Below are 19,620 nucleotides of genomic sequence, written 5' to 3' on the forward strand. Positions count from 1 at the left end.
TCAGTCTACTTCTATAATTTTACCTGTCTCCAAATAACATAGATATCCTTTCACCAAATAACTCCCTAAACCAGCCACCAAAGCCATATACTCTCTCACTTGCTGTATGTACTTCTCTTGTTCATCTCCAGTCTTAAAATCCACAACAATTGCCTCATTTCCTCTTATAATTACTCTGTCCGGTCTTTTTTGCTTACCTCCTGGAATTAAGATCCCTTGTTCTGAGAGCATGATTCCTTCCCCCTCAAACCAAGAATTGAACATGGTATTGGCAAATAATTTGTCCAATTGCTGCTTGACCACTTCTTTTTCATCTGCATCCAAGCGACCTTCAAAATAAAAAGCCTGTAGATAATCTTCAGCCTGTTGTTGAGTAGATGATCGTTCCAATAATTCATGGATCAAAACACCAAAATTCCTCTTCTGTCTTTGGGCTAAGCCTTCTTCACTAAAATCTACAGCATATTTCTTAACTTGGAGTAAATCCCCCCAATTTCTATATGTCCAGGAAAATTGGGAGTCGGTAGGTTTCTCGCGAACAGCAATGGAAGGCTTGATAGGCCAATTACCCCAATCAAAAATTTTTGACTCGTGGTCATAATATTGACCTAAGTCCTCAACAGCAGACTTTAGAAGGCCATTTTCTAAAATATCATAAATATTTTTCTCCACAGGATTCAGGGAAGACGATTTACTTTTGGTGACTTTGTATGGACTTAGTGTCCAAAGAAATTCTTCTGCCCTCGTCAGGGCTACATAGACCATATTCAAAGTATCCAGATAGGCCATCGTAATTTCTTCCTGATGAACAGGCTGAAAAACTGAATCTGCCAGTTCTTTTCCCAAGCTCAAGGGAATAATAGCCTCAACACCTTTTTCAACATCACGAAACGGGGACCAAATGATGTTATCCTTTTTAAAATCTATAATTTTCCAGCTTAAAAAAGGGATCAAAACCACCTTGAACTGCAATCCCTTGGATTTATGGATAGTCATGATTTTCATTGCATCATGACCTTCTGGAATTTTTACCGTTCTTTTAAGGCTGTTTTCCTCCCACCAATTGAGAAAACCAACCAAATCCGCCCTATTATTGGAAATATAATCAAAAACAGCTTCCTTAAATCCAGATATGTAGGCCAGTTCTAGTTTTAAAGTATAAAAATCCAGCAACACCACTAACTCCTCCACAAGCTCCATTAAGGGCAGTTTTGTTAGATGCGGTTGTTTCTCCAAAAAGCCTGCGATCTTTGTCTCCAACCAATCTGGTTTGGAAACAGAGGAAAATATTTCATGAGATATTTCTCTACCGTGAAGGCTACTCCAGTAAAACCACATCGTTTGAAACGGCACTTGGTCATTTGGGTCTGAAAGGTATTGCAAACCTGCAATTAAAGCTCTCACAGTAGCCGCACGATCCAAAAACATGGATTCGTCAGACACCACATCAAAGTTGTATCCCAAATCCGGATGTTCGTTTTTATATGCCATCAAAGCATCATTGATCAAGGCTCCTTGGTGTTTGGTCCTAACCAAAAAAGCAATATCCTTGGGTACATAGCCATGATCTTGTAATTCCATCACCATCTCGGGAATTCTTTCAAGAACCTTTTCATTAAATACCAGATCCTCCTCGCTGCTATCCTCAAAGAACTCCATCCTTACCCGACCTTGATAGCCACTGCCTTGCTTTTTGGAAGATACTTTTTGGCTGACATCCTGATAGGCTTTGGTCAAAATATCCGAACTTTCTAGACCTGTTTCTTGCTCAAAACTGTTTTGAAGCTGAAGTGGAAGTGCATTGAATAAGGCATTGTTGAAACCAATGATATTGGGTAGACTCCTATAATTAGTGTCTAAATTCTTCACATCAATTTTCTGCTTTCCTATATCCTCTTCTACCTGCTCCAATAATAACTTCATATCTCCCCCTCTCCACCGATAAATAGACTGTTTAACATCTCCCACCAATAAGTTTTTGTTATTGGTGGCCAAAGAGTTCTCCAATAATGGCTTAAAACTTTCCCATTGAAAGCCGGAAGTATCTTGAAATTCATCAATCAGAAAGTGTTTGTACTGGTTACCGACTTTTTCATAGATAAATGGAGCATCATTTTCTTTGGTGATTTCCTTCAAGAAATCATTGGCATCAGATATCATCAACAGGTTTTCCTCATCTTTGAGATCCCTAAGTTCATCTAAAAGGTTTCTAAAAACCCCGTAGGCATAAAAATTCTTGCCAATGGCTTTGTAAGTCAACCATTCCCTCCGTAAAGCCTCAAACTGACCCAAGGTATCTCCCAGTCCATCATGATAAGCTGAAATGATTTGCTCTTTCACTTTACTGGTTTTGGTAAACCATTCGCTTTCGTCAATGATAGCCTTTTTTCTTGCAGGTGACAATTCTGGAATTAACTCATCTTTATTACCCAATTTGTCAAATACCACCCAGATACCTCTTGCTCCACCTTTAAAATCTGTCCAGTTTAATCCCTGTTTTTCCCGAATCTCATTTGCCCTTTTTTTCAAACTCAATACTTCTGATTCAAGTTCTTTCTGCTTTCCTTTTAAATAGGATTTAAATCCCTCTACGTGCTCTTCATCTGACAAAAACTCACGGATAAATTGCTGGTACTGTTTAAAGTTTTCGGTGAAAATCTCACTTCCAAGACTTTTGATATTACTTCGGATATCCCAAGACTTACCATTTTGAATCTGGGTCAAAGCAAAATCTACCAGCCATTTATGCAAATATGGATCTTCTAATACATGCTGCACCACACGGTCCACCACCTGATCCAATACTGCTTCTTGATCCAAGGCCACATCAAATTTTGCCTGCAAGTCTATTTCCCTCGCAAAAGACCGAACCACTTTTTGAAAAAAACTATCAATTGTGGTTACTGAAAAATTAGCATAATCATGCAGGATCGCCGTTAAGACTAATTTAGCTCGGAGCTTCAGCTCTTCCCCTTCCAAGCCCAGGTATTTCATCAACTCCTGATCCAGAAATTCATCTGGCCTTACCACCTCTTTGATCCTAGCAAGCTCTTCCAATATCCTACTCTTCATCTCTTGGGTAGCCTTATTCGTGAAGGTTACTGCAAGAATACCCTTAAAGGCCGTTGGGTATGCAAGCGCCAACTTTAGATATTCCAAGGTTAGAGTATAGGTCTTTCCTGACCCAGCTGAAGATTTGTAAATAACAAAAGGTTTTGATTCCATGGCCATCCAAACAATTTAGACAAAACAATGGGATTTTTATCTATTAAAAAAATGAAAGACAATGACTGTCACTTTTTGACCTCAAAACCAGGTAAATTTAAAATAATGACTATTTTCACAGCCCAAACACATTCATCAAAATCAATTTTACATGTTCTTTTACCTTGCCCAGTTTCTCACTTTTCTAGCAATGCCTTTAACGATTGTCTTGGTGCTTATTTCACTTGGTTTCATTTTGAGAAAAAGAAGATTAGGAAACTACTTGACACTAACTGGAATTTTGCTATTACTATTTTTTACCAACAAGTTCATTTCCAATGCTACTATGAATGCTTGGGAACCTGAATTCAAGTCAATTACAGATTTACCTGTATATGACTTGGGTATTGTATTGACAGGAGTCACCAACTTGGATAAAACTGCCCATGACCGAACATTCTTTGATAAAGGAGCCGATAGAGCCACCCATGCCATACAACTTTATCAAATGGGTAAAATAAAAAAAATTCTCATTACTGGAGGACAAGGTCTGAATCCTGCCAATTCAAATACAGAGGCAAAATTACTAGCCGACTTCATGGTCATCGCAGGTGTTGCTGAGCATGATATTATCATAGAGGACAAGGCTGTAAATACCAGACAAAATGCCCTTTTTACCTTGGAAAAACTCCAATCAAAATCCATGAGAAAAAAATCAAGATATTTACTAATTACCTCTGCTTTCCATATGAAAAGAGCCAAAGCCTGCTTTGATAAAGTAGGCTTAAGTACCGATACTTTCCCCGTGGATTATTATTCTTCAGATGTTAAATTTGATTTTCAGAATTTAGTCATCCCTACTCCTGATGGACTTATCATATGGACCAAGCTATTTAAAGAATGGATTGGCTTGGTCGTCTATAAATTAGTTGGGTATATCTAGGGAAGAAGTCGAGGATGAAGTAGTTTACTATTAAGCAAACTACCAAGTAGTGGATTTCAGCCCTGGAAGAGCTTTGATAATATCGCTCAAACTGATTTGACCAAGAAGTCTTCCAGCTTTCATTACAGGAAAGCGTCGAATCTTCAAATCCAAAAAACGGTGGGCAGCATCGAATATGGTGATTTCTGGCTCCATTGTAATCACATCCCTTGTCATATACTCCCTCACCCTGCCTGCTATTCTAGGTGTGTTGTTGTACTTACCTTTGATGACCTCTTTTAAACAATCCACTTCTGAAATAATGCCTACTAAGTTATTGGCATCATCCAGTACTGGAGCACCAGAAATTTTTTTCTGGGTCAATACTTGTGCCACATAGTCAATCGTATCATCCGGGTGAAATGTCACCAAACTTGTACTCATGTGATCCTGCACCAAAACTGCTTGTTCTGGAGCCTTTTTCGGTTCTGCCAACCGAACTCCTTGGAAACTCTTTACCATAATTATCTCGGGTTTAAATATATACTTGATATAATATAGAAATTATAAAAGCATACTCAAAACATTAACGAAATAAAATAGATAAAATCAATAGAATTTAACAGAAAAATAAAACAACACCTAACTTATCACTACTCAGTACATTTCACCTTTAGCAAAACTATACCCTTTCCAAAAACCAAAGAATCCTTAGAAGCAAAAATCATCTTACCATTATCATCTCGTAACGGACCATACCCTTCTGACACCAAATTATCTTTAAAAAGAAATGCCACCTCTCTAACCGACTCTTTACCCTCAGAAGTAAAGCTGTAATCTGCTAATAATGTATCTCCTTTCACAACTCCAGAAAATGTTCCCTTATTTTCATCTTTTTCAAAAAGCTTATAAAGTAGCTTACCTTTTACCTTTCCATTCCCAATTCTCTCCACCTCAAGCCTTACAGTATCACCTTCATGGAGATAAGCATAACATTGCTTTGAAGGTCCTGAATTTGCAGCTTCTACTCCAGATTCAAGGTCTTGATGATTTTGCTTTGAATTACCGCATCCAAACATTACCAAAAATATCCCAAGACAAATCAGGTGATTTTTCATAAGGCAAGCTATTAGAGTTTAAAAATCATTTCCCTGTCACCTGCAAAAACTTTTCCACTTCTTCTTTACTCACCGACAAAACTTTATCCTGATTTTCAGGAACAGCACTCAATTCCAAATTAGAGTTCCAATATTCGCTCGCAGAATTCTTCCAAACCTTACAGCTGGCATGAATTTCTTTAAGGTTTCCTGATTTTGACAATTCTTCAACAAGTTCCGGCTTCATGCCTCCACCTGGCATGATAATGATCCTATTGCCCGCTTTATCCAATAGTTTTTTGATCATCTCCTTTCCCTCAGTAACTGTATTTTTCCCTCCGGAAGTCAATATTCTTCTAAAGCCACATTCAATCACTGCCTCTAAGGATTTCTCCAAGTTTCTGGAGGCATCAAAAGCCCGGTGGAATGTACAAGGCAGACCTTCCGCTACTTCAATCAACTGCTCACATGCACCAATATTCACCTCACCCTTTGGAGTCAGCACACCAAAAACAAATCCATTAGCACCGTGTTCTTTGAGGATTGAAATATCCTCTTTCATCACTTGAAGCTCATCATTGGTATAAACAAAGTCTCCACCTCTAGGCCGGATCATCACAAATATCGGAACTTTAACCTTACTCTTTAGGTACTTTAGTGTACCAACTGTTGGTGTTTCTCCCCCTTCTAGAAAATCAGAACACAACTCTAACCTATTGATACCATATTCCGAAGCTTTAATGGCCGCTTCAACTGTAAATACCGGTGCTTCTAAAATTATTGATGACATAACTAATGATTAATCAAAATTTGCTTTTTGAATCCACAAGTGCTTTGCCTCCTTTATGGTGCATCGCAAAGTTAAATCCTGGGTGAACAGCATAAGCACCATGCTCACCATCTTTGTTCATGGCCAAAAAGCCAGCTTGAATCCCATCTATTCCTTTATTCTTTCTAATTAATCTTTTAACCGCTTCTTCACATGCCTCTTGAGGGGTCCGTCCTTGACGCATCAATTCCACAATAAGGAAACTGCCGCACACTTTGATGATCGATTCTCCCAATCCAGTAGCAGTCGCAGCACCAACTTCGTTGTCCACATACAGTCCAGCTCCGATAATCGGACTATCTCCCACTCTTCCATGCATCTTATAAGCCAAACCACTTGTGGTACAAGAACCCGCTAAATTTCCATTTTCATCCAAACCTATCATTCCAATAGTGTCATGATTTTCTATATTGATAATAGGCTTGTACTCCGATTTCTCTTTCCATTTTATATAAGCCTTCTCTGCAGCCGGGCTCATTTTTTCTTCCTCAATGGGAAATCCCTCCTGAATGGCAAATTGCCTTGCTCCTTCTCCAGCCAGCATCACGTGGGGGGTGTCTTCCATCACTTTTCTGGCCAAAGAAATGGGATGCTTTACCTGTCTCACGAAGCATACTGATCCACACGAACCGTCTCCTTTCATAATGGAAGCATCCAAAGTCACTATTCCTTCTCGGTCCGGTAAACCCTGAAGTCCTACAGACAGGTTTTTCAAATCAGACTCAGTTACCATCACCCCTTTTTCTACAGCATCAACGATACTTCCAGTCTCTCCCAAAACTTCCCAAGCCTTATCGTTGGCTGCCATACCATGGTTCCAGGTCGATAAAATCAAAGGCTTATGCTTTTCCCTTTTTTTAAAACCGTTCAAAGACATGGCCGAACTAACAGTTCCTGGAAGGATTAAAACCGAAGACAAAATTGTATTTTTCAGGAATTTTCTTCTATCTGACATGGGTGTAATGCTTAGTTTAATCTTTATCTCGAAAATTAGAAAATTTTAAAGATAAATAACATTTTTACTCCTATTAATTAATCTATTTTTTTAGACAACTAAATCGATTAAAGAATAAATTTTCACCTAAGTGTATCATAAAAAAGAGCACCCATGAAATCAGGGGTGCTCTCGATACACATTACACTTTTACTCACCTAATCGCTTCTCTATATTCTGCCTCCTGAAAATAATCCTTAAATTCCATATCCGTTGCGGCTCTTCTCTTAAGATATGGACTTCTTTGCACTGCTTTTTGAAGGTTTTCATAAAGTCTTTCCTCATCGCGGTTTTGAGCCGCTACCAAAGCCAAGCCATAAAAGGCATAACCAAACTCCATATTGCTTAAGGCACTTTCCTCAAAGGCTACAGCTGCTTGGGCATATTCTTCGGCCAAATAAAAGGCCAAGCCCTTATTGAATAAATTGGTAGCTGTCTCCGGAGCCTCTTTCAATCTGAGCGTAGCCAATTTGTAATCACCCCTTATTATATCGATTGCCCCTCTCTTACCTTCATTGAAGCTATTAAACTCTGGGTTGTCCTTAGATAAAGCACTGGCCTCAGAAATTTCTATATAAGCAGCCCCATAATCTTCTCTCATCAAATAAGCTTGCCCCATATTATGCCTCGCAGCAGCGCTTTCATTGATATCATTGGACATTCGGAATAGGTTCATTGCCTCTGTTACTTTATTGTTTTTATCGCTGACCTTGATCATACGATGCGCTTGATTTAAATAAACCACTCCGAGATTGTTGTAGGCCAAGGCTGAGCCATGTTTGGAAATCATGGCTTCATAAAGAATCTGCTTTTCTTTCAATCCAGGATTAAATTCCGCTGCTCTGGCCAACTCTGCTTCTGTTAGTTCATCTCCCTGAGCAGTACCATTAATATAAAGGTTAGCCAAACCAGAAATCTCTGGGTCAGGTCTTCTGTCCTTGGCCATCATAAAAGCTACCTGTGCCAGTTGCATTTGGTCAAATTTATCCCTGGAAAAGATTTTATAAGACGGGAGTTCTTTGATCGCATTCACTTTCTCCTCATAAGAGGCATCTCCATAGATAATATCAAAGTACTTATCCTTTTCAGTCATATCAATTTTATTGAAAGTTCTCAAAAGGTGCCTGAACAGCAACCAATCAGGCTCTTTTTGGGACATTTCAAAGGTAATTGCATTGACATTCCCTTGGTATCCTGCCTTTTTGAGCTGATCTTTCAAATAGGATTCAATAGCCTGTGCTCTTTGTGAAGAAAGTTTGATATAACTGGATTCATCAGGTGATGCCATCCCTTGAATCAAAATGGTATTGATAGGTTCTCCCTTGGCTGCTACTGACTCAAGCTCTTCCTTAAAAGCATCATTGCTTTCTGAAGGATTAATTTGAGCAGAATTTTTGGAGAAATAATAAGCAGATTCATAAGCTGCCATATTCAAAAATGCTTCGTCGTAAGCCATATAGGCACCCACTTCCGGAATACTTTCCCCTGGAGCAAACTGCCCTACCCTTACCAGTTTAGGTGTGCTGACAATGCCCTCAGCCAATTGTATATAAGGTGTCGTGAAACTCTTTCCTGACTCAACCTCTTCCAATAAACCTTTCACCCTCAACTCTCCCCTATCCATTCCTTCCAAGTAAGGAAATGACATTTTTTCTATGATCTCCACTGAAGTTCCTGATGCTGCCAAGTCACTGGCATCTACCTCGATTTCCTCTAACGGCAGCGCCCCCTCACCGTATTGATATTCCGGCAATAAGGTGTAAGTATTTTTTTCAGAAACTAAACCTGCAGGTATAGTCGCCCTTAAAGTAAAAAGTACTGAGTCTTTATGTAATACTAACGGATTTTTATCTACAGTTACTTTTGGTGCTCCTGCAGTATCAAAAAGATTTCTAGTGCTACAGGAACCCAAAACAACTATTAAACAGGCTATTAGAAATTTCGGACAATAATTCATAAACTGTTTAAGCTTAGGGTGGTTTATTAGAATATTCATTATATTTTCACTACTTTTAAACGTTATTTTAAAATTCATAAAAATGGAAAAACTGAAAATATTCTTTGAAGACAGGGCATTTGGGGTTTGTTCCAAATTGGGAGAAAAGCTGAATTTTCCTATTGACAGCATCCGTTTGTTCTTCATCTATTCCTCTTTCATTACATTGGGATCTCCTGTGATCTTGTATGTTACTATGGCCATGACAATGAAAATCAGAAAGTACTTCAGAAAGAGTAACAATCCTGTGCTTTTCGACTAAATTTCCGAATAATATTTTTTCCTTTTTAAGTAATAAGAAAGCACTATAGAAAACACTTGCTTACTAGCTCTCTGGAAAGGCAATTTTGATGCCAAAGGAGCTTTCCTTTCCATCTTAGCGCTCATTTTAAAAAAGTCTCTGTAAGCTTTAATCACCTGCTTGGCATGTTTTCCTTTCCCAAAAAGACCAAAATGAAGAAATGCGGCCAGATCAAAAAAAACTCTTATCATCATTACTTTAAAGAACCCCCAACTGCTCAAGTTCCTATAAAGCATCAACAAATTGTTTCTAAAATTTAGGTAGGTTTTAAATGGGCTTGTCCGTGACAAGGTTCCTCCACCAACATGCTTCACTTTTATCCCACCGAAATACCCCAACTTCCATCCATTTCTTGACAATCTCCAACACAAATCTATTTCTTCCATATGGGCAAAAAACGAAGATTCAAATCCTCCAACAGCATGAAACAATTCTGCTTTAATAGCAAAACAGGCACCTGAAACCCAATCCACTTGTACATCCCCGTCGAATTGACCTTTATCTTCTTCAATTGTTTCCAATATTCGCCCCCTACAAAATGGATAACCCAGCTGGTCAATGTATCCACCACCCGCACCAGCGTAATCAAATACTTTAGGATTTTGCTGAGATAAAACTTTGGGTTGAACTGCAGCATATTCCCCATGCTTCTCCAACCATTTGATCAAATCCCTATCCCAATAAGGAGTGACCTCCACATCGGAATTAAGGAGAATGTAGTAATTATATTGACCTTGGATTCTTTTGAGCGCTTCATTATAACCTTGGCTATATCCCAGGTTTTCAGTCAGCTGAATAAGCTGAAGTGATTTAAAATGAGCCGATAAAAATTCCTGAGAACCATCATTGCTGCAATTATCTGCAATGATGACCTCAAAATCACTGTTTTTCAAAACAATGGGAAGGAATTTTTCTAGCATATCCTTCCCATTGTAATTGAGTATGACGATGGCTGCGTCTTTCATTAAAACATATTTCCTAAGTCCATTCCGGGGATATTGGGCATCATCCCTTCAGTGGCCTGCTTCATTTCTTCTTTGATCTTGATATCAATACTTTCAAATGCCTTATTGGTAGCCGCAACGATAAGATCTTTGAGCATATCTTTATCCTCTGGAGTAATTAGACTATCATCAATAGCTATATCAACTATCTTTCTATGGCCATTCACAACCACTTTGACCATTCCTGCTCCGGACTCTCCTTCTGCAGTCAGATGAACCAGCTCAGCCTGCTTCTCTTTGATCTTGGCCTGTGCTTCCTTCACCTTATTCATGATATTCATAAAGTCAAACATATCTCTTCTAAATTAATGGAACTCCAAATATAATTGATTTAGTGTTACTACGAAGAAAACCACCTTAGAACATTGTTCTTAAAAAACAATAAAAAACAAAACATTTAACCAAATTTTTCAATAAATAGAAATATTAACCCAATATTTCAAACTTTAAACAACAATATTCGATTAAAGGAATATATACTCTAATAATCACATATCGCATCTACTATGAACGTGATAGAAAATATTGAAAAAGAAAATATCCCTAACCTCAAATTTAACAGAAAAGAGGTTTTGGAGCGACAAGAAGATATTGACACGAGGATGAGCCACCTATATCGTGGATTGCTATTGGGAAACTTGTTACATGAAAAAGTAAAAATTGTTTTCGAATCTGCAGATCAAAAGATTTACCAAGTAAACACAACCATTTGGTCAATAGCGCCGGATTTCATTACCCTCAAGGGAAGTGTAGCCATTCCGGTGAATTCGATCTTAGAAGTTGATTAAGGTAATTTATCCCCGAAGATAAATTTGGTCAGTGCATAGCTTTCATTATCTGATAATGATGCTATGCACTTTTTATTTCTTTTTGTTCGATAATCAACTGGCCTTAACCATACCAATTACCTCTTCTAAAGAATGCATCTCCTGCTCACCTGTTTTTAGGTTTTTCAGGGTCACCTTATTCTGTGCAATTTCTTCAGAACCTATCATTACCACATATGGCACCTGCTTCTTATCAGCATAGTTAAATTGCTTTTTCACCTTGGCATAATCAGGGTATATTTCAGCAGAAAGCCCAGCACTTCTCAATCCATTTAGAATTTTCAATCCATAATTTCTTCCTTCTTCATCAAAATACCCAATCATCACATTAGTAGACTGTGTTTGGTCCTCCGGAAATAAATTCAATTCCTCCAATACATCATAAATCCTGTCTACACCAAAAGAAAAACCAACACCAGAAACACCTTCCAGGCCAAAAACTCCGGTCAGGTTATCATATCTGCCTCCCCCACTTACAGAACCAATCGACACATTATTCACTTTCACTTCAAATATCGCACCTGTATAATAACTAAGGCCTCTGGCCAATACCACATCGAAATCCACATGCTCCTGGCCTTCACCAAACTCAGCCAGTATCTTTAACACTTCTTCCAATTCCGCCACACCCTTCAATCCTTCTTCACTTTCAGAAAGAAAGCCCTTCAAAAAAGCTAACTTTTCATCATTACTTCCGGACAGATCAATAATTGGTTCCAATTTTTTTACTGCATCTTCGGTGAAACCTCGCTGAGTCAACTCTTCTTGTACCTTTTCCCAGCCAATTTTATCCAGTTTATCTATCGCCACACACAGTTCTCCCTCTTTACCAGGTTCACCTATAACCTCCGAAATCCCTGTTAGTATTTTACGGTTATTGATTTTAATATCATAATCTTCCAGTTTCAATTCAGCAAAGACCCTTCTGATCATCAAAAGTATCTCTGCTTCACAGATCAAACTATCCGTCCCCACCACATCTGCATCACATTGGTAGAACTCACGGTACCTTCCCCGCTGAGGCCTATCAGCCCGCCAAACGGGTTGAATCTGAAAACGCTTAAAAGGAAAGGTCAACTCATTCCTATTCATCACCACATATCTCGCGAAAGGAACTGTCAAGTCATATCGTAAGCCTTTTTCAGCTACTTTAGGAAGCACATTGGCTGCACCTTTTTCTAAATCCTCTCCCTTAACCTTCTTGAGAAAATCCCCACTATTTAACACCTTAAAGAGTAGCTGATCTCCTTCATCCCCATATTTTCCGGTCAAAACAGAAAGGTTTTCCATAGAAGGAGTTTCCAATTGCTGATACCCAAAAAGCCTAAAGGTAGACTTAATGGTCTCTAAAATATAATTCCTCTTGGCCATCTGTATTGGGCCAAAGTCTCTGGTTCCTTTTGGTAAAGTCGGTTTTTGGATACTCATGAATGCTAAATTTTGCCCAAAGGTAAAAAATCTAAGCGATTATGAGAAAGTTTTAATCTTTCCCCTAAAACCAATCGACATTTATTGCAGGTAAAACGAGATATTAGCCCGAACGAGTAAGGGTTCAAGCAATATTCCTGAGGGATTTCAAGCATATATTTTAAATGGTCCTCAACCTTCCACCAAGCGGCGCCTGGACGTCAGGTAGCAGGCCTTTCCACGGATGGGAAAAGCCTGTACTATAAGAACTTCATAAAACCCTTTTGCCTCCAGATTATGTGAATATTTATTCTTTTCATACAGACCGATGTAATAGTCCATTCTGCTTTTGAGCGATGGGGCCGATCTCAAAATACTCCAGTATGCCCGCCGGCAAAAGACAATCTTAAAAAGCCCCTGTCCACTCTCTTTCTTTTTACCTCTAAAATAATGGTTGGTCAAATACCCCCAAACTTTTCCGCTTGCTCCAAGATCAGCGTGTTGATGGTCTTCATGCAGTGTCCTGTTTGGTTCCGTAAAATCCTAGCTAATAGCCCTTAAACCTTTAAGTTTGATGGCAGTGCTGGCTTGGTGGAATTCAAGTGTTCCTTTCCATTTCGGCTTACATAGCCCTTACCCTGGCTTTACCTTTATTTGGGAGAAAACAGAATAATCTTCGGATCACACAGGGATCTCTTTCGGATCTCCTTCGGATCACCCTCGGAAACTACCGAGTGAAATCCGAAGATAATTTGGGAGAGAAGCCTGTTTGATCCAAAGGAAAGTAGGTGGAGTAACCGATATATCCGAGGGTTATTGCTAAGATGTTGAAGGGCAGTTGTAGGTCAGCTGTATTAAAACCGAGGCTTTCCCGTTCTTCGGGCAGACAAAAAAGGATGCCAAGTGGAATATAAGAGGTAAACATATGGTACTGGTAAACATTATCCAGTCGACTTTACGATTTAATCCCGATTAAGGGCTAAATCAGTCAAAACTTAAGGGAAACAAAAAAAGCCATGGACTAGCCATGGCTCTCAATCTTTGAGAATTTTTCTCCTATGTGTATATTTTTTTCAAATTAGATCAGTTTATAATCCCAACATCACAATAACAAAGCGCTTCTGATCCCTTCAGCTAGCTTTCTTCCCAAAGAAGAATCCCTTACTTCTGCAGATTCTGTTTCAATTGATTTCAAAGAAGTTTTCCTTCTAATGATTTCCCATACATTATCTTTGGCCTCTCTTTCATTGCTGGCCTCTGTATGAATCTGAAACTCTACGTCATTAATTTCGATTTTAATAAGATATTTCATAGCTACACGTGTTTTAAGCAGTACTTAAATAAAACAATATAATTTTCATCATTACACTTTCGTGTCTCCCACCGGAAATCCGGCCGCAATTTAAATAAAAATCCACAAAACATTTTTTTGTAACCTAATATTTGCATTTCGTAAATATACACAATTTACTTTACTTACAAATTATTTTTCACTTCAATACAGTTTTTTGTATCAGAACACTTATTTGTTATACGATATTTTTAAGATCGCGGATGCATCAACCTTTACAATGATTGTTCCAAAAATGATACCAAAATATTAAGACATAGTGAAATAAGCATTGAAATCCTGTAAACAAAAGCATTATAAAACCAGATAATCTGTTTTATTATAACTATAGCTCTTTACTAAAAATTAATAACAATCTGTTGCTTTGACACCTTAAAGCTGTGCCGCATTTAAAAATTTTCTTCAATTTAAAATAGCACATTTATATCATTGTACCAAGCTTTTTATAAATTCATAAAAATGTATATCCGCAATTGCACCAGTAAAGGTTAAAAACGAGTCGAAATGTTCGTTTTGATTAAAATATCAACTGCTTCGGTCTTCAGGCTTCAAACTTCTGACCACTTTAAGCAAAGGATGTAAGGTTACTGGCATCATTGCGGATAATCAGATTCATAAATTTATGAACGATATAAAAAGACCTACCTTTTATCTAAAATAAAATAACCTCCACGTTTCATAAAACTACCCCAATTCAAACACCTAGCTCCACACCATCACTTAATAAACTACAAACCAACAAGTTACAATTGAAGTTAAAAATAACTCATTCCTTGATTTTTAAGCGGTTAACTTTATAAACTTTATAAATGCTTAACAGGATTACCGAATTTTCTTTGTACTTTTGCAACTTAATTAATTCTTATCATGCAGAATATTCGTAACATCGCGATTATCGCACACGTTGACCACGGTAAAACAACACTCGTGGATAAAATCATTCACGCTTCAAAAATCTTCCGTGAAAACCAGCAATTTGACGACTTAATCCTTGATAACAACGACTTGGAGAGAGAAAGAGGTATCACTATTCTTTCTAAGAACGTTTCCGTAAGATATAAAGACATCAAAATTAATATCATTGATACCCCTGGTCACGCCGACTTTGGTGGAGAAGTAGAAAGGGTATTGAAAATGGCTGATGGTGTAATCCTTTTGGTAGATGCATTTGAAGGCCCAATGCCACAAACCCGATTTGTCTTGGGCAAAGCCTTGGATTTAGGTCTTACGCCTATCGTAGTGGTGAATAAAGTGGACAAACCAAACTGTCGTCCAGACGAAGTTCATGAGGCTGTTTTTGACCTGATGTTTAACTTGGATGCTACAGAAGAGCAGTTGGACTTCGTGACCATGTACGGTTCTGCTAAAAATAACTGGATGGGACCTGATTGGCAAAACCCAACTGATTCCATCTTGCCTCTTTTGGACACTATCATAGAGCACATTCCTGCTCCGATCATCGAAGAAGGCACCACACAAATGCAGATCACTTCTTTGGACTACTCTAACTTCGTGGGTAGAATTGCTATCGGTAGATTGAAGAGAGGTACTTTAAAGGAAAATGCTCAGGTTTCTCTCTGCAAAGCAGATGGATCCATCAAAAAAGTAAGAATCAAAGAACTTCATGTATTTGAAGGGCTTGGAAAAAATAAAGTAGAGTCTGTTCATCCAGGTGATATCTGTGCCATTACTGGAATTGAGGATTTTGAAATTGGCGATACCATTGCTGATCTTGAAAATCCAGAACCACTTCCTAGGATCGCGATCGATGAGCCTACCATGAACATGCTCTTCACAATCAACAACTCCCCTTTCTTCGGTAAAGAAGGTAAATTTGTGACTTCCCGTCACTTGAGAGACCGTCTTTTTAAAGAAATGGAAAAGAACTTGGCTCTTAGAGTAGAGACTACTGACAATGAAGATAAATTCATCGTTTTCGGACGTGGTATCCTTCACTTGTCTGTATTGATCGAGACCATGAGAAGAGAAGGCTATGAACTTCAAGTAGGCCAGCCCCAGGTAATCTTCAAAGAAATCGACGGTGTGAAACACGAGCCAATTGAATCATTGGTAGTAGATGTTCCTGAAACCACTGCCGGTAAGGTAATCGAATTGGCTACCCAGCGTAAAGGGGAACTTTTGGTCATGGAGCCAAAAGGTGACCTTCAGCACTTGGAATTCCAAATCCCTTCAAGAGGTTTGATTGGATTGAGAAACAATGTACTTACGGCTACTCAGGGTGAAGCCATCATGAACCACCGTTTCATCAAGTACGAACCTTTTAAAGGAAATATTCCTGGCAGAATCAATGGTTCATTAATCTCTATGGAATCTGGTCCTACTACAGCTTATGCTATTGATAAGTTGCAGGATAGAGGGGTATTCTTTGTGGATCCGGGAGAGGAAATCTATGGTGGCCAAGTGATCGGAGAACACTCCAGAGACAATGACATCGTGGTAAACGTACAAAAAGGTAAGAAATTGACCAACATGCGTGCCTCAGGTTCAGATGACAACTCTAAAATCGCTCCAGCTAAGAAATTCTCTTTGGAAGAATCTATGGAATATATCCAAAAGGATGAGTACCTAGAAATAACTCCAAAGAGCATGAGAATGAGAAAAATCTACTTGGACGAAGGAGAAAGAACCAGAATGGCAAAAAAAGACGCTTAAGTTCTATTAAGGTTTTAAATATCAAAAAAGCTCCCCTAAAGAAATTCAGGGGAGTTTTTTTTGTTACTGTTTTTTATAATAATAAATACGCCCCTCTTTAGCTTCACAAGAATTGACCAGTTCATCTTGGAAAGTCAACTGCAATTCCGTTTTGTTTTCACCACATACCCAACCTTGCTCTCCTCCCGATTGAAAAATTAGTACTAAATACAACTTATTCATGCTCGAGTTGATCAACTTGGCTTCTCTAAAGGAGTAAGTTCCTGATCCTTCCAAAGTCTCATCATCTGCAACAAGCTTTCTCTCAAAAGTACCATCAACCCTAAAAGTATATTTATCATTAAAACCGAGATCTTCCTCAGATATATGCCCATCCTCAGAATGATAAATCTCATTTAGCTGCCACACACCAATCAAGTCAGCTTCTGGCTTAAGATCATCCTCCTTACAACTAGAAAGACACACTGATAAAATCAGTATAGGAATAATCAGAGTTCTCATTAACACTAAAAATTAAAACACATATGATTTGAATTTATTGTTTCTCATAATACAGCCAAGGACCGTCACATGGTGCCCAGTAAACATTGACCAGTTGCCCTTCTTTGGAAATCAACAAAGTCTCTATCTCCTCATTTCCTGAAGTACAGTTTCCAACAATTACATCCCCTTCCAAAAATGTTAAAGATACCATGCCCACATAACCTTCATTCATCTCTTCTGGCACGTTCTCCAAAACATAAGAGCCTGATCCAGATGCTTCATAATCATCATCTTTGGTGTACTTTTCAAAAGTACCATCATCAGTAAAGGTGTAAATTTCCGTTCTTTTCAGCTCCTCTCCCTCAATCGTTACATCTATCATCGAACCACGACTTTTCACCAACTTCCATTCCCCGGTCAGAAATGATTCCGTTGGGTCAATTATTATTTCAGGTTCAGGGTCTACCTCAGAACAAGCATTAAAGATCAATAAAAACAACAAAGGGGTAAACAGTAACTTTTTCATAAGAATAATTTGATTTTAAACCCTATACGAAACGAAACCTTAAAATGTCTCACAAAAACTTATTTTTTATAACATAATCCTCATCAATCTTAGTAGCACTAGTATAATATACCTGCTATAGATATTCGAGTGATTCCCAACACGTATCACCATAGTATCCTCAGGGACCAGGGCCATTTTGTTTTCATATTCACGGGGCTCAGCATCCAGTTGACCAACTTTATTTTCAATACTGGAATTACAAGCAAACAAAACACTAAAAAGTGCTAAAAAACTGTTTTTTCTCATTTAATAATATATTACAAATGCCCATGAGTCGGGTCCCCTTCAGCCGATGGCTAATGTATAAGTCCTTTTTCTGAAACAACTGCTACCTGATCATCTTCTCCCCTATCTCTAAGTTTAAAAAACTCAGCTCTTGGTTTGACAAATGCACCACTTAAAGTGGTTGCCATTATTAAACTATCACCATAGTAGCTCGTTAGGTCAGTTATTTTGTTTCCAAACAAACCACTGTTGTCCAACTCAGTGATTTTCACCGACTCCATGTTTATATCAAGCTGGAAAATTTGGGAATTATACAAAGCATAAAGCTGATGTTCAAAGTCAATGATATTTAGGTTATTCATTAAAAATAAAACATCATCATTTTCATAAGTCATTTCTCTCCAAGTTTCACCCATATCATCTGAAATGAATTTTTTTCCAGAATAAATGCTTACTGCTAAAATCATTCTGGATTTTGGATCATACATTATATTATCCAATCCATAAATATCATTCATTTGGGTAGATAATTTTACTTCAGCCTTACCATCTTTAGTCACTTTCCACAATTCATGATAGCTAGCCACTAGGAAACCATCTTCAATAGTTTCTTGTGTCAAAAAAGGATAATAGTTCATACCAATAGGACTGCCAAAATTATATTTGCCCACTAAATTGACATCTCTACCTTCCGGCATCACTTCAACAAGAGCATAATAAACATCAGATGAATTAGACTTTTTTCGATAAGGTAACAAAATGTGACGACCATTTAGCCCCACAAAGTCTCCTCCTGTTCTGAATTGATATTCGAAACGATCAAAATCATCATCAATCATTTCTCCGTCAATCACCAATGACCCAAGAATAAAACCCACATGTTTAGTATCTAATAATGAATGCACCATGATTTTATCCGGACTCTCTACTATCTGAGTAACAGCTATTTCATCATTGATCGGATATCTGTAGTCTATATTCAATGTACTTTTAAACAGCTGTTCTTCAGGCAATGCAAACTGGTAGCCATAGTAAATTAAATCACCTAAAAACTCCCCATTCCATGCATAATTCTTAATTCCTATAAAGTTTTGACCGAGCGTAAAAAAACGGTCATCAGTTTCATGTGCAGCTAAAATTATTTTTTTATCAAAGACATATACACTGTCTAATTCTTGCCAGATAACTGGCTCGTCTTCTATTATCATTGCTTCTTTGATCTCTTCGCTACACGATATGGAAAACACGATCATCAATAAAGCTGGAAGTAAACTTATTCTTTTCATTGATTCAGTCAATTAAATAATATATGGTAGTAGATTAAAAGTATACTGCTAACAAAGTAAAACTAAATATTTATTTTGATCAAACAACAATCTAAAACCGAGGTTCAGTGATCACTTATTTTTCATGAATTATAATTCCCATTCCCGAATTTGGCTGCAAATCTCAGGATAATACCGTCTCATTGGTCACTTTAATCTTATCGATGCTCACTTTATTTTCCAAAAGGTTTTGTTTGTTTTGACAGTACACTTCGGCTATGCATAAAGTCTCTTTTGAAAAAAGAACAATGATTTTTCTCTTGATCTTTACAATAATCAAAAGACCTTATTGACACCCTCCTTCGTTCTCCAGGCAAAACTCATAGTTACCTGTTCACTTATTTACCGTTTTACCGTTCAAAACACTTTGGTTTCATCCCAGCCCAGTGGCTTTGCCCTTGTTGGCCAGAATAC

The 19,620-nt window shown here is 38.0% G+C and carries 17 protein-coding genes; 4 read left to right on the forward strand and 13 right to left on the reverse strand.

The window, feature by feature from the left end:
* Complete coding sequence (locus IFO69_RS14630) at window positions 1–3,225, reverse strand: UvrD-helicase domain-containing protein (protein WP_192010874.1); 3,225 nt, start codon at window positions 3,223–3,225, stop codon at window positions 1–3.
* 190 nt (window positions 3,226–3,415) lie between these two features.
* On the opposite strand from IFO69_RS14630, the gene IFO69_RS14635 reads away from it, so the two are divergent.
* Window positions 3,416–4,147: a YdcF family protein gene (locus IFO69_RS14635; RefSeq protein ID WP_317173469.1), complete on the forward strand. Its 732-nt coding sequence runs from the start codon at window positions 3,416–3,418 to the stop codon at window positions 4,145–4,147.
* 39 nt (window positions 4,148–4,186) lie between these two features.
* Here IFO69_RS14635 and IFO69_RS14640 read toward each other — a convergent pair whose 3' ends face one another.
* From IFO69_RS14640 to IFO69_RS14660, 5 genes are all read right to left on the reverse strand, one after another.
* Window positions 4,187–4,648, reverse strand: a complete 462-nt coding sequence (locus tag IFO69_RS14640) for a CBS domain-containing protein (protein WP_192010876.1) — start codon at window positions 4,646–4,648, stop codon at window positions 4,187–4,189.
* A 131-nt stretch (window positions 4,649–4,779) separates the two neighbouring features.
* Complete coding sequence (locus IFO69_RS14645; protein WP_192010877.1) at window positions 4,780–5,244, reverse strand: hypothetical protein; 465 nt, start codon at window positions 5,242–5,244, stop codon at window positions 4,780–4,782.
* Between the two features lie 25 nt (window positions 5,245–5,269).
* The gene (locus IFO69_RS14650; protein WP_192010878.1) at window positions 5,270–6,013 is read right to left on the reverse strand and encodes a copper homeostasis protein CutC; all 744 of its coding nucleotides are present in this window, start codon (window positions 6,011–6,013) and stop codon (window positions 5,270–5,272) included.
* A gap of 13 nt (window positions 6,014–6,026) precedes the next feature.
* On the reverse strand, window positions 6,027–7,007 hold the full coding sequence (locus IFO69_RS14655; protein ID WP_192010879.1) for an isoaspartyl peptidase/L-asparaginase family protein: 981 nt from the start codon (window positions 7,005–7,007) through the stop codon (window positions 6,027–6,029).
* A 193-nt stretch (window positions 7,008–7,200) separates the two neighbouring features.
* Complete coding sequence (locus IFO69_RS14660) at window positions 7,201–9,003, reverse strand: hypothetical protein (protein ID WP_225444155.1); 1,803 nt, start codon at window positions 9,001–9,003, stop codon at window positions 7,201–7,203.
* A gap of 82 nt (window positions 9,004–9,085) precedes the next feature.
* Here IFO69_RS14660 and IFO69_RS14665 point away from each other — a divergent pair, with 82 nt between their 5' ends.
* On the forward strand, window positions 9,086–9,304 hold the full coding sequence (locus tag IFO69_RS14665) for a PspC family transcriptional regulator (RefSeq protein ID WP_192010881.1): 219 nt from the start codon (window positions 9,086–9,088) through the stop codon (window positions 9,302–9,304).
* On the opposite strand, the gene IFO69_RS14670 is transcribed toward IFO69_RS14665, so the two are convergent.
* Window positions 9,301–10,308: a glycosyltransferase family 2 protein gene (locus tag IFO69_RS14670; protein WP_192010882.1), complete on the reverse strand. Its 1,008-nt coding sequence runs from the start codon at window positions 10,306–10,308 to the stop codon at window positions 9,301–9,303. The genes IFO69_RS14665 and IFO69_RS14670 overlap by 4 nt on opposite strands.
* Window positions 10,308–10,640 (reverse strand): YbaB/EbfC family nucleoid-associated protein, encoded by a 333-nt coding sequence (locus IFO69_RS14675; RefSeq protein WP_192010883.1) that lies wholly within the window; start codon window positions 10,638–10,640, stop codon window positions 10,308–10,310. Before IFO69_RS14675 ends, IFO69_RS14670 begins: the two co-directional genes overlap by 1 nt.
* A 213-nt stretch (window positions 10,641–10,853) precedes the next feature.
* Between IFO69_RS14675 and IFO69_RS14680 the strand changes: the two genes are divergently transcribed.
* Entirely contained in the window at window positions 10,854–11,135 is a 282-nt protein-coding gene (locus IFO69_RS14680) for a hypothetical protein (protein WP_192010884.1), read from the forward strand.
* Window positions 11,136–11,228: 93 nt separating this feature from the next.
* Here the strand turns inward: IFO69_RS14680 and hisS are convergent, their stop codons facing one another.
* Window positions 11,229–12,602, reverse strand: a complete 1,374-nt coding sequence (gene hisS, locus IFO69_RS14685) for a histidine--tRNA ligase (protein ID WP_192010885.1) — start codon at window positions 12,600–12,602, stop codon at window positions 11,229–11,231.
* Window positions 12,603–13,683: 1,081 nt separating this feature from the next.
* Window positions 13,684–13,893, reverse strand: coding sequence for a hypothetical protein (locus IFO69_RS14690; protein WP_192010886.1), 210 nt, complete (start codon window positions 13,891–13,893; stop codon window positions 13,684–13,686).
* Between the two features lie 906 nt (window positions 13,894–14,799).
* Here IFO69_RS14690 and typA point away from each other — a divergent pair.
* Window positions 14,800–16,605 carry a translational GTPase TypA gene (gene typA, locus IFO69_RS14695; RefSeq protein ID WP_192010887.1) on the forward strand — a complete coding sequence of 602 codons (1,806 nt, stop codon included), beginning with the start codon at window positions 14,800–14,802 and terminating at the stop codon, window positions 16,603–16,605.
* A 63-nt stretch (window positions 16,606–16,668) separates the two neighbouring features.
* Here the strand turns inward: typA and IFO69_RS14700 are convergent, their stop codons facing one another.
* The 3 genes from IFO69_RS14700 to IFO69_RS14710 form a co-directional block, all read right to left on the reverse strand.
* On the reverse strand, window positions 16,669–17,106 hold the full coding sequence (locus IFO69_RS14700) for a hypothetical protein (protein ID WP_192010888.1): 438 nt from the start codon (window positions 17,104–17,106) through the stop codon (window positions 16,669–16,671).
* 34 nt (window positions 17,107–17,140) lie between these two features.
* Complete coding sequence (locus tag IFO69_RS14705) at window positions 17,141–17,614, reverse strand: hypothetical protein (protein WP_192010889.1); 474 nt, start codon at window positions 17,612–17,614, stop codon at window positions 17,141–17,143.
* Between the two features lie 338 nt (window positions 17,615–17,952).
* A complete protein-coding gene (locus IFO69_RS14710) occupies window positions 17,953–19,167 on the reverse strand; it encodes a hypothetical protein (RefSeq protein WP_192010890.1) in 1,215 nt (404 codons plus the stop codon).
* Window positions 19,168–19,620: the final 453 nt, after the last annotated feature.

Source organism: Echinicola arenosa (genome assembly GCF_014841125.1).
In the GTDB taxonomy this organism is placed as follows: Bacteria; Bacteroidota; Bacteroidia; order Cytophagales; family Cyclobacteriaceae; genus Echinicola; species Echinicola arenosa.

Coding starts and splice junctions, on each gene's coding strand:
- IFO69_RS14680 (WP_192010884.1), top strand. CDS start 10,854: ATGAACGTGATAGAAAATATTGAAAAAGAAAATATCCCTAACCTCAAA.
- IFO69_RS14675 (WP_192010883.1), bottom strand. CDS start 10,640: ATGTTTGACTTTATGAATATCATGAATAAGGTGAAGGAAGCACAGGCC.
- IFO69_RS14670 (WP_192010882.1), bottom strand. CDS start 10,308: ATGAAAGACGCAGCCATCGTCATACTCAATTACAATGGGAAGGATATG.
- IFO69_RS14705 (WP_192010889.1), bottom strand. CDS start 17,614: ATGAAAAAGTTACTGTTTACCCCTTTGTTGTTTTTATTGATCTTTAAT.
- typA (WP_192010887.1), top strand. CDS start 14,800: ATGCAGAATATTCGTAACATCGCGATTATCGCACACGTTGACCACGGT.
- IFO69_RS14710 (WP_192010890.1), bottom strand. CDS start 19,167: ATGAAAAGAATAAGTTTACTTCCAGCTTTATTGATGATCGTGTTTTCC.
- IFO69_RS14640 (WP_192010876.1), bottom strand. CDS start 4,648: ATGGTAAAGAGTTTCCAAGGAGTTCGGTTGGCAGAACCGAAAAAGGCT.
- IFO69_RS14635 (WP_317173469.1), top strand. CDS start 3,416: ATGCCTTTAACGATTGTCTTGGTGCTTATTTCACTTGGTTTCATTTTG.
- IFO69_RS14645 (WP_192010877.1), bottom strand. CDS start 5,244: ATGAAAAATCACCTGATTTGTCTTGGGATATTTTTGGTAATGTTTGGA.
- IFO69_RS14650 (WP_192010878.1), bottom strand. CDS start 6,013: ATGTCATCAATAATTTTAGAAGCACCGGTATTTACAGTTGAAGCGGCC.
- IFO69_RS14690 (WP_192010886.1), bottom strand. CDS start 13,893: ATGAAATATCTTATTAAAATCGAAATTAATGACGTAGAGTTTCAGATT.
- hisS (WP_192010885.1), bottom strand. CDS start 12,602: ATGAGTATCCAAAAACCGACTTTACCAAAAGGAACCAGAGACTTTGGC.
- IFO69_RS14665 (WP_192010881.1), top strand. CDS start 9,086: ATGGAAAAACTGAAAATATTCTTTGAAGACAGGGCATTTGGGGTTTGT.
- IFO69_RS14700 (WP_192010888.1), bottom strand. CDS start 17,106: ATGAGAACTCTGATTATTCCTATACTGATTTTATCAGTGTGTCTTTCT.
- IFO69_RS14660 (WP_225444155.1), bottom strand. CDS start 9,003: ATGAATTATTGTCCGAAATTTCTAATAGCCTGTTTAATAGTTGTTTTG.
- IFO69_RS14630 (WP_192010874.1), bottom strand. CDS start 3,225: ATGGAATCAAAACCTTTTGTTATTTACAAATCTTCAGCTGGGTCAGGA.
- IFO69_RS14655 (WP_192010879.1), bottom strand. CDS start 7,007: ATGTCAGATAGAAGAAAATTCCTGAAAAATACAATTTTGTCTTCGGTT.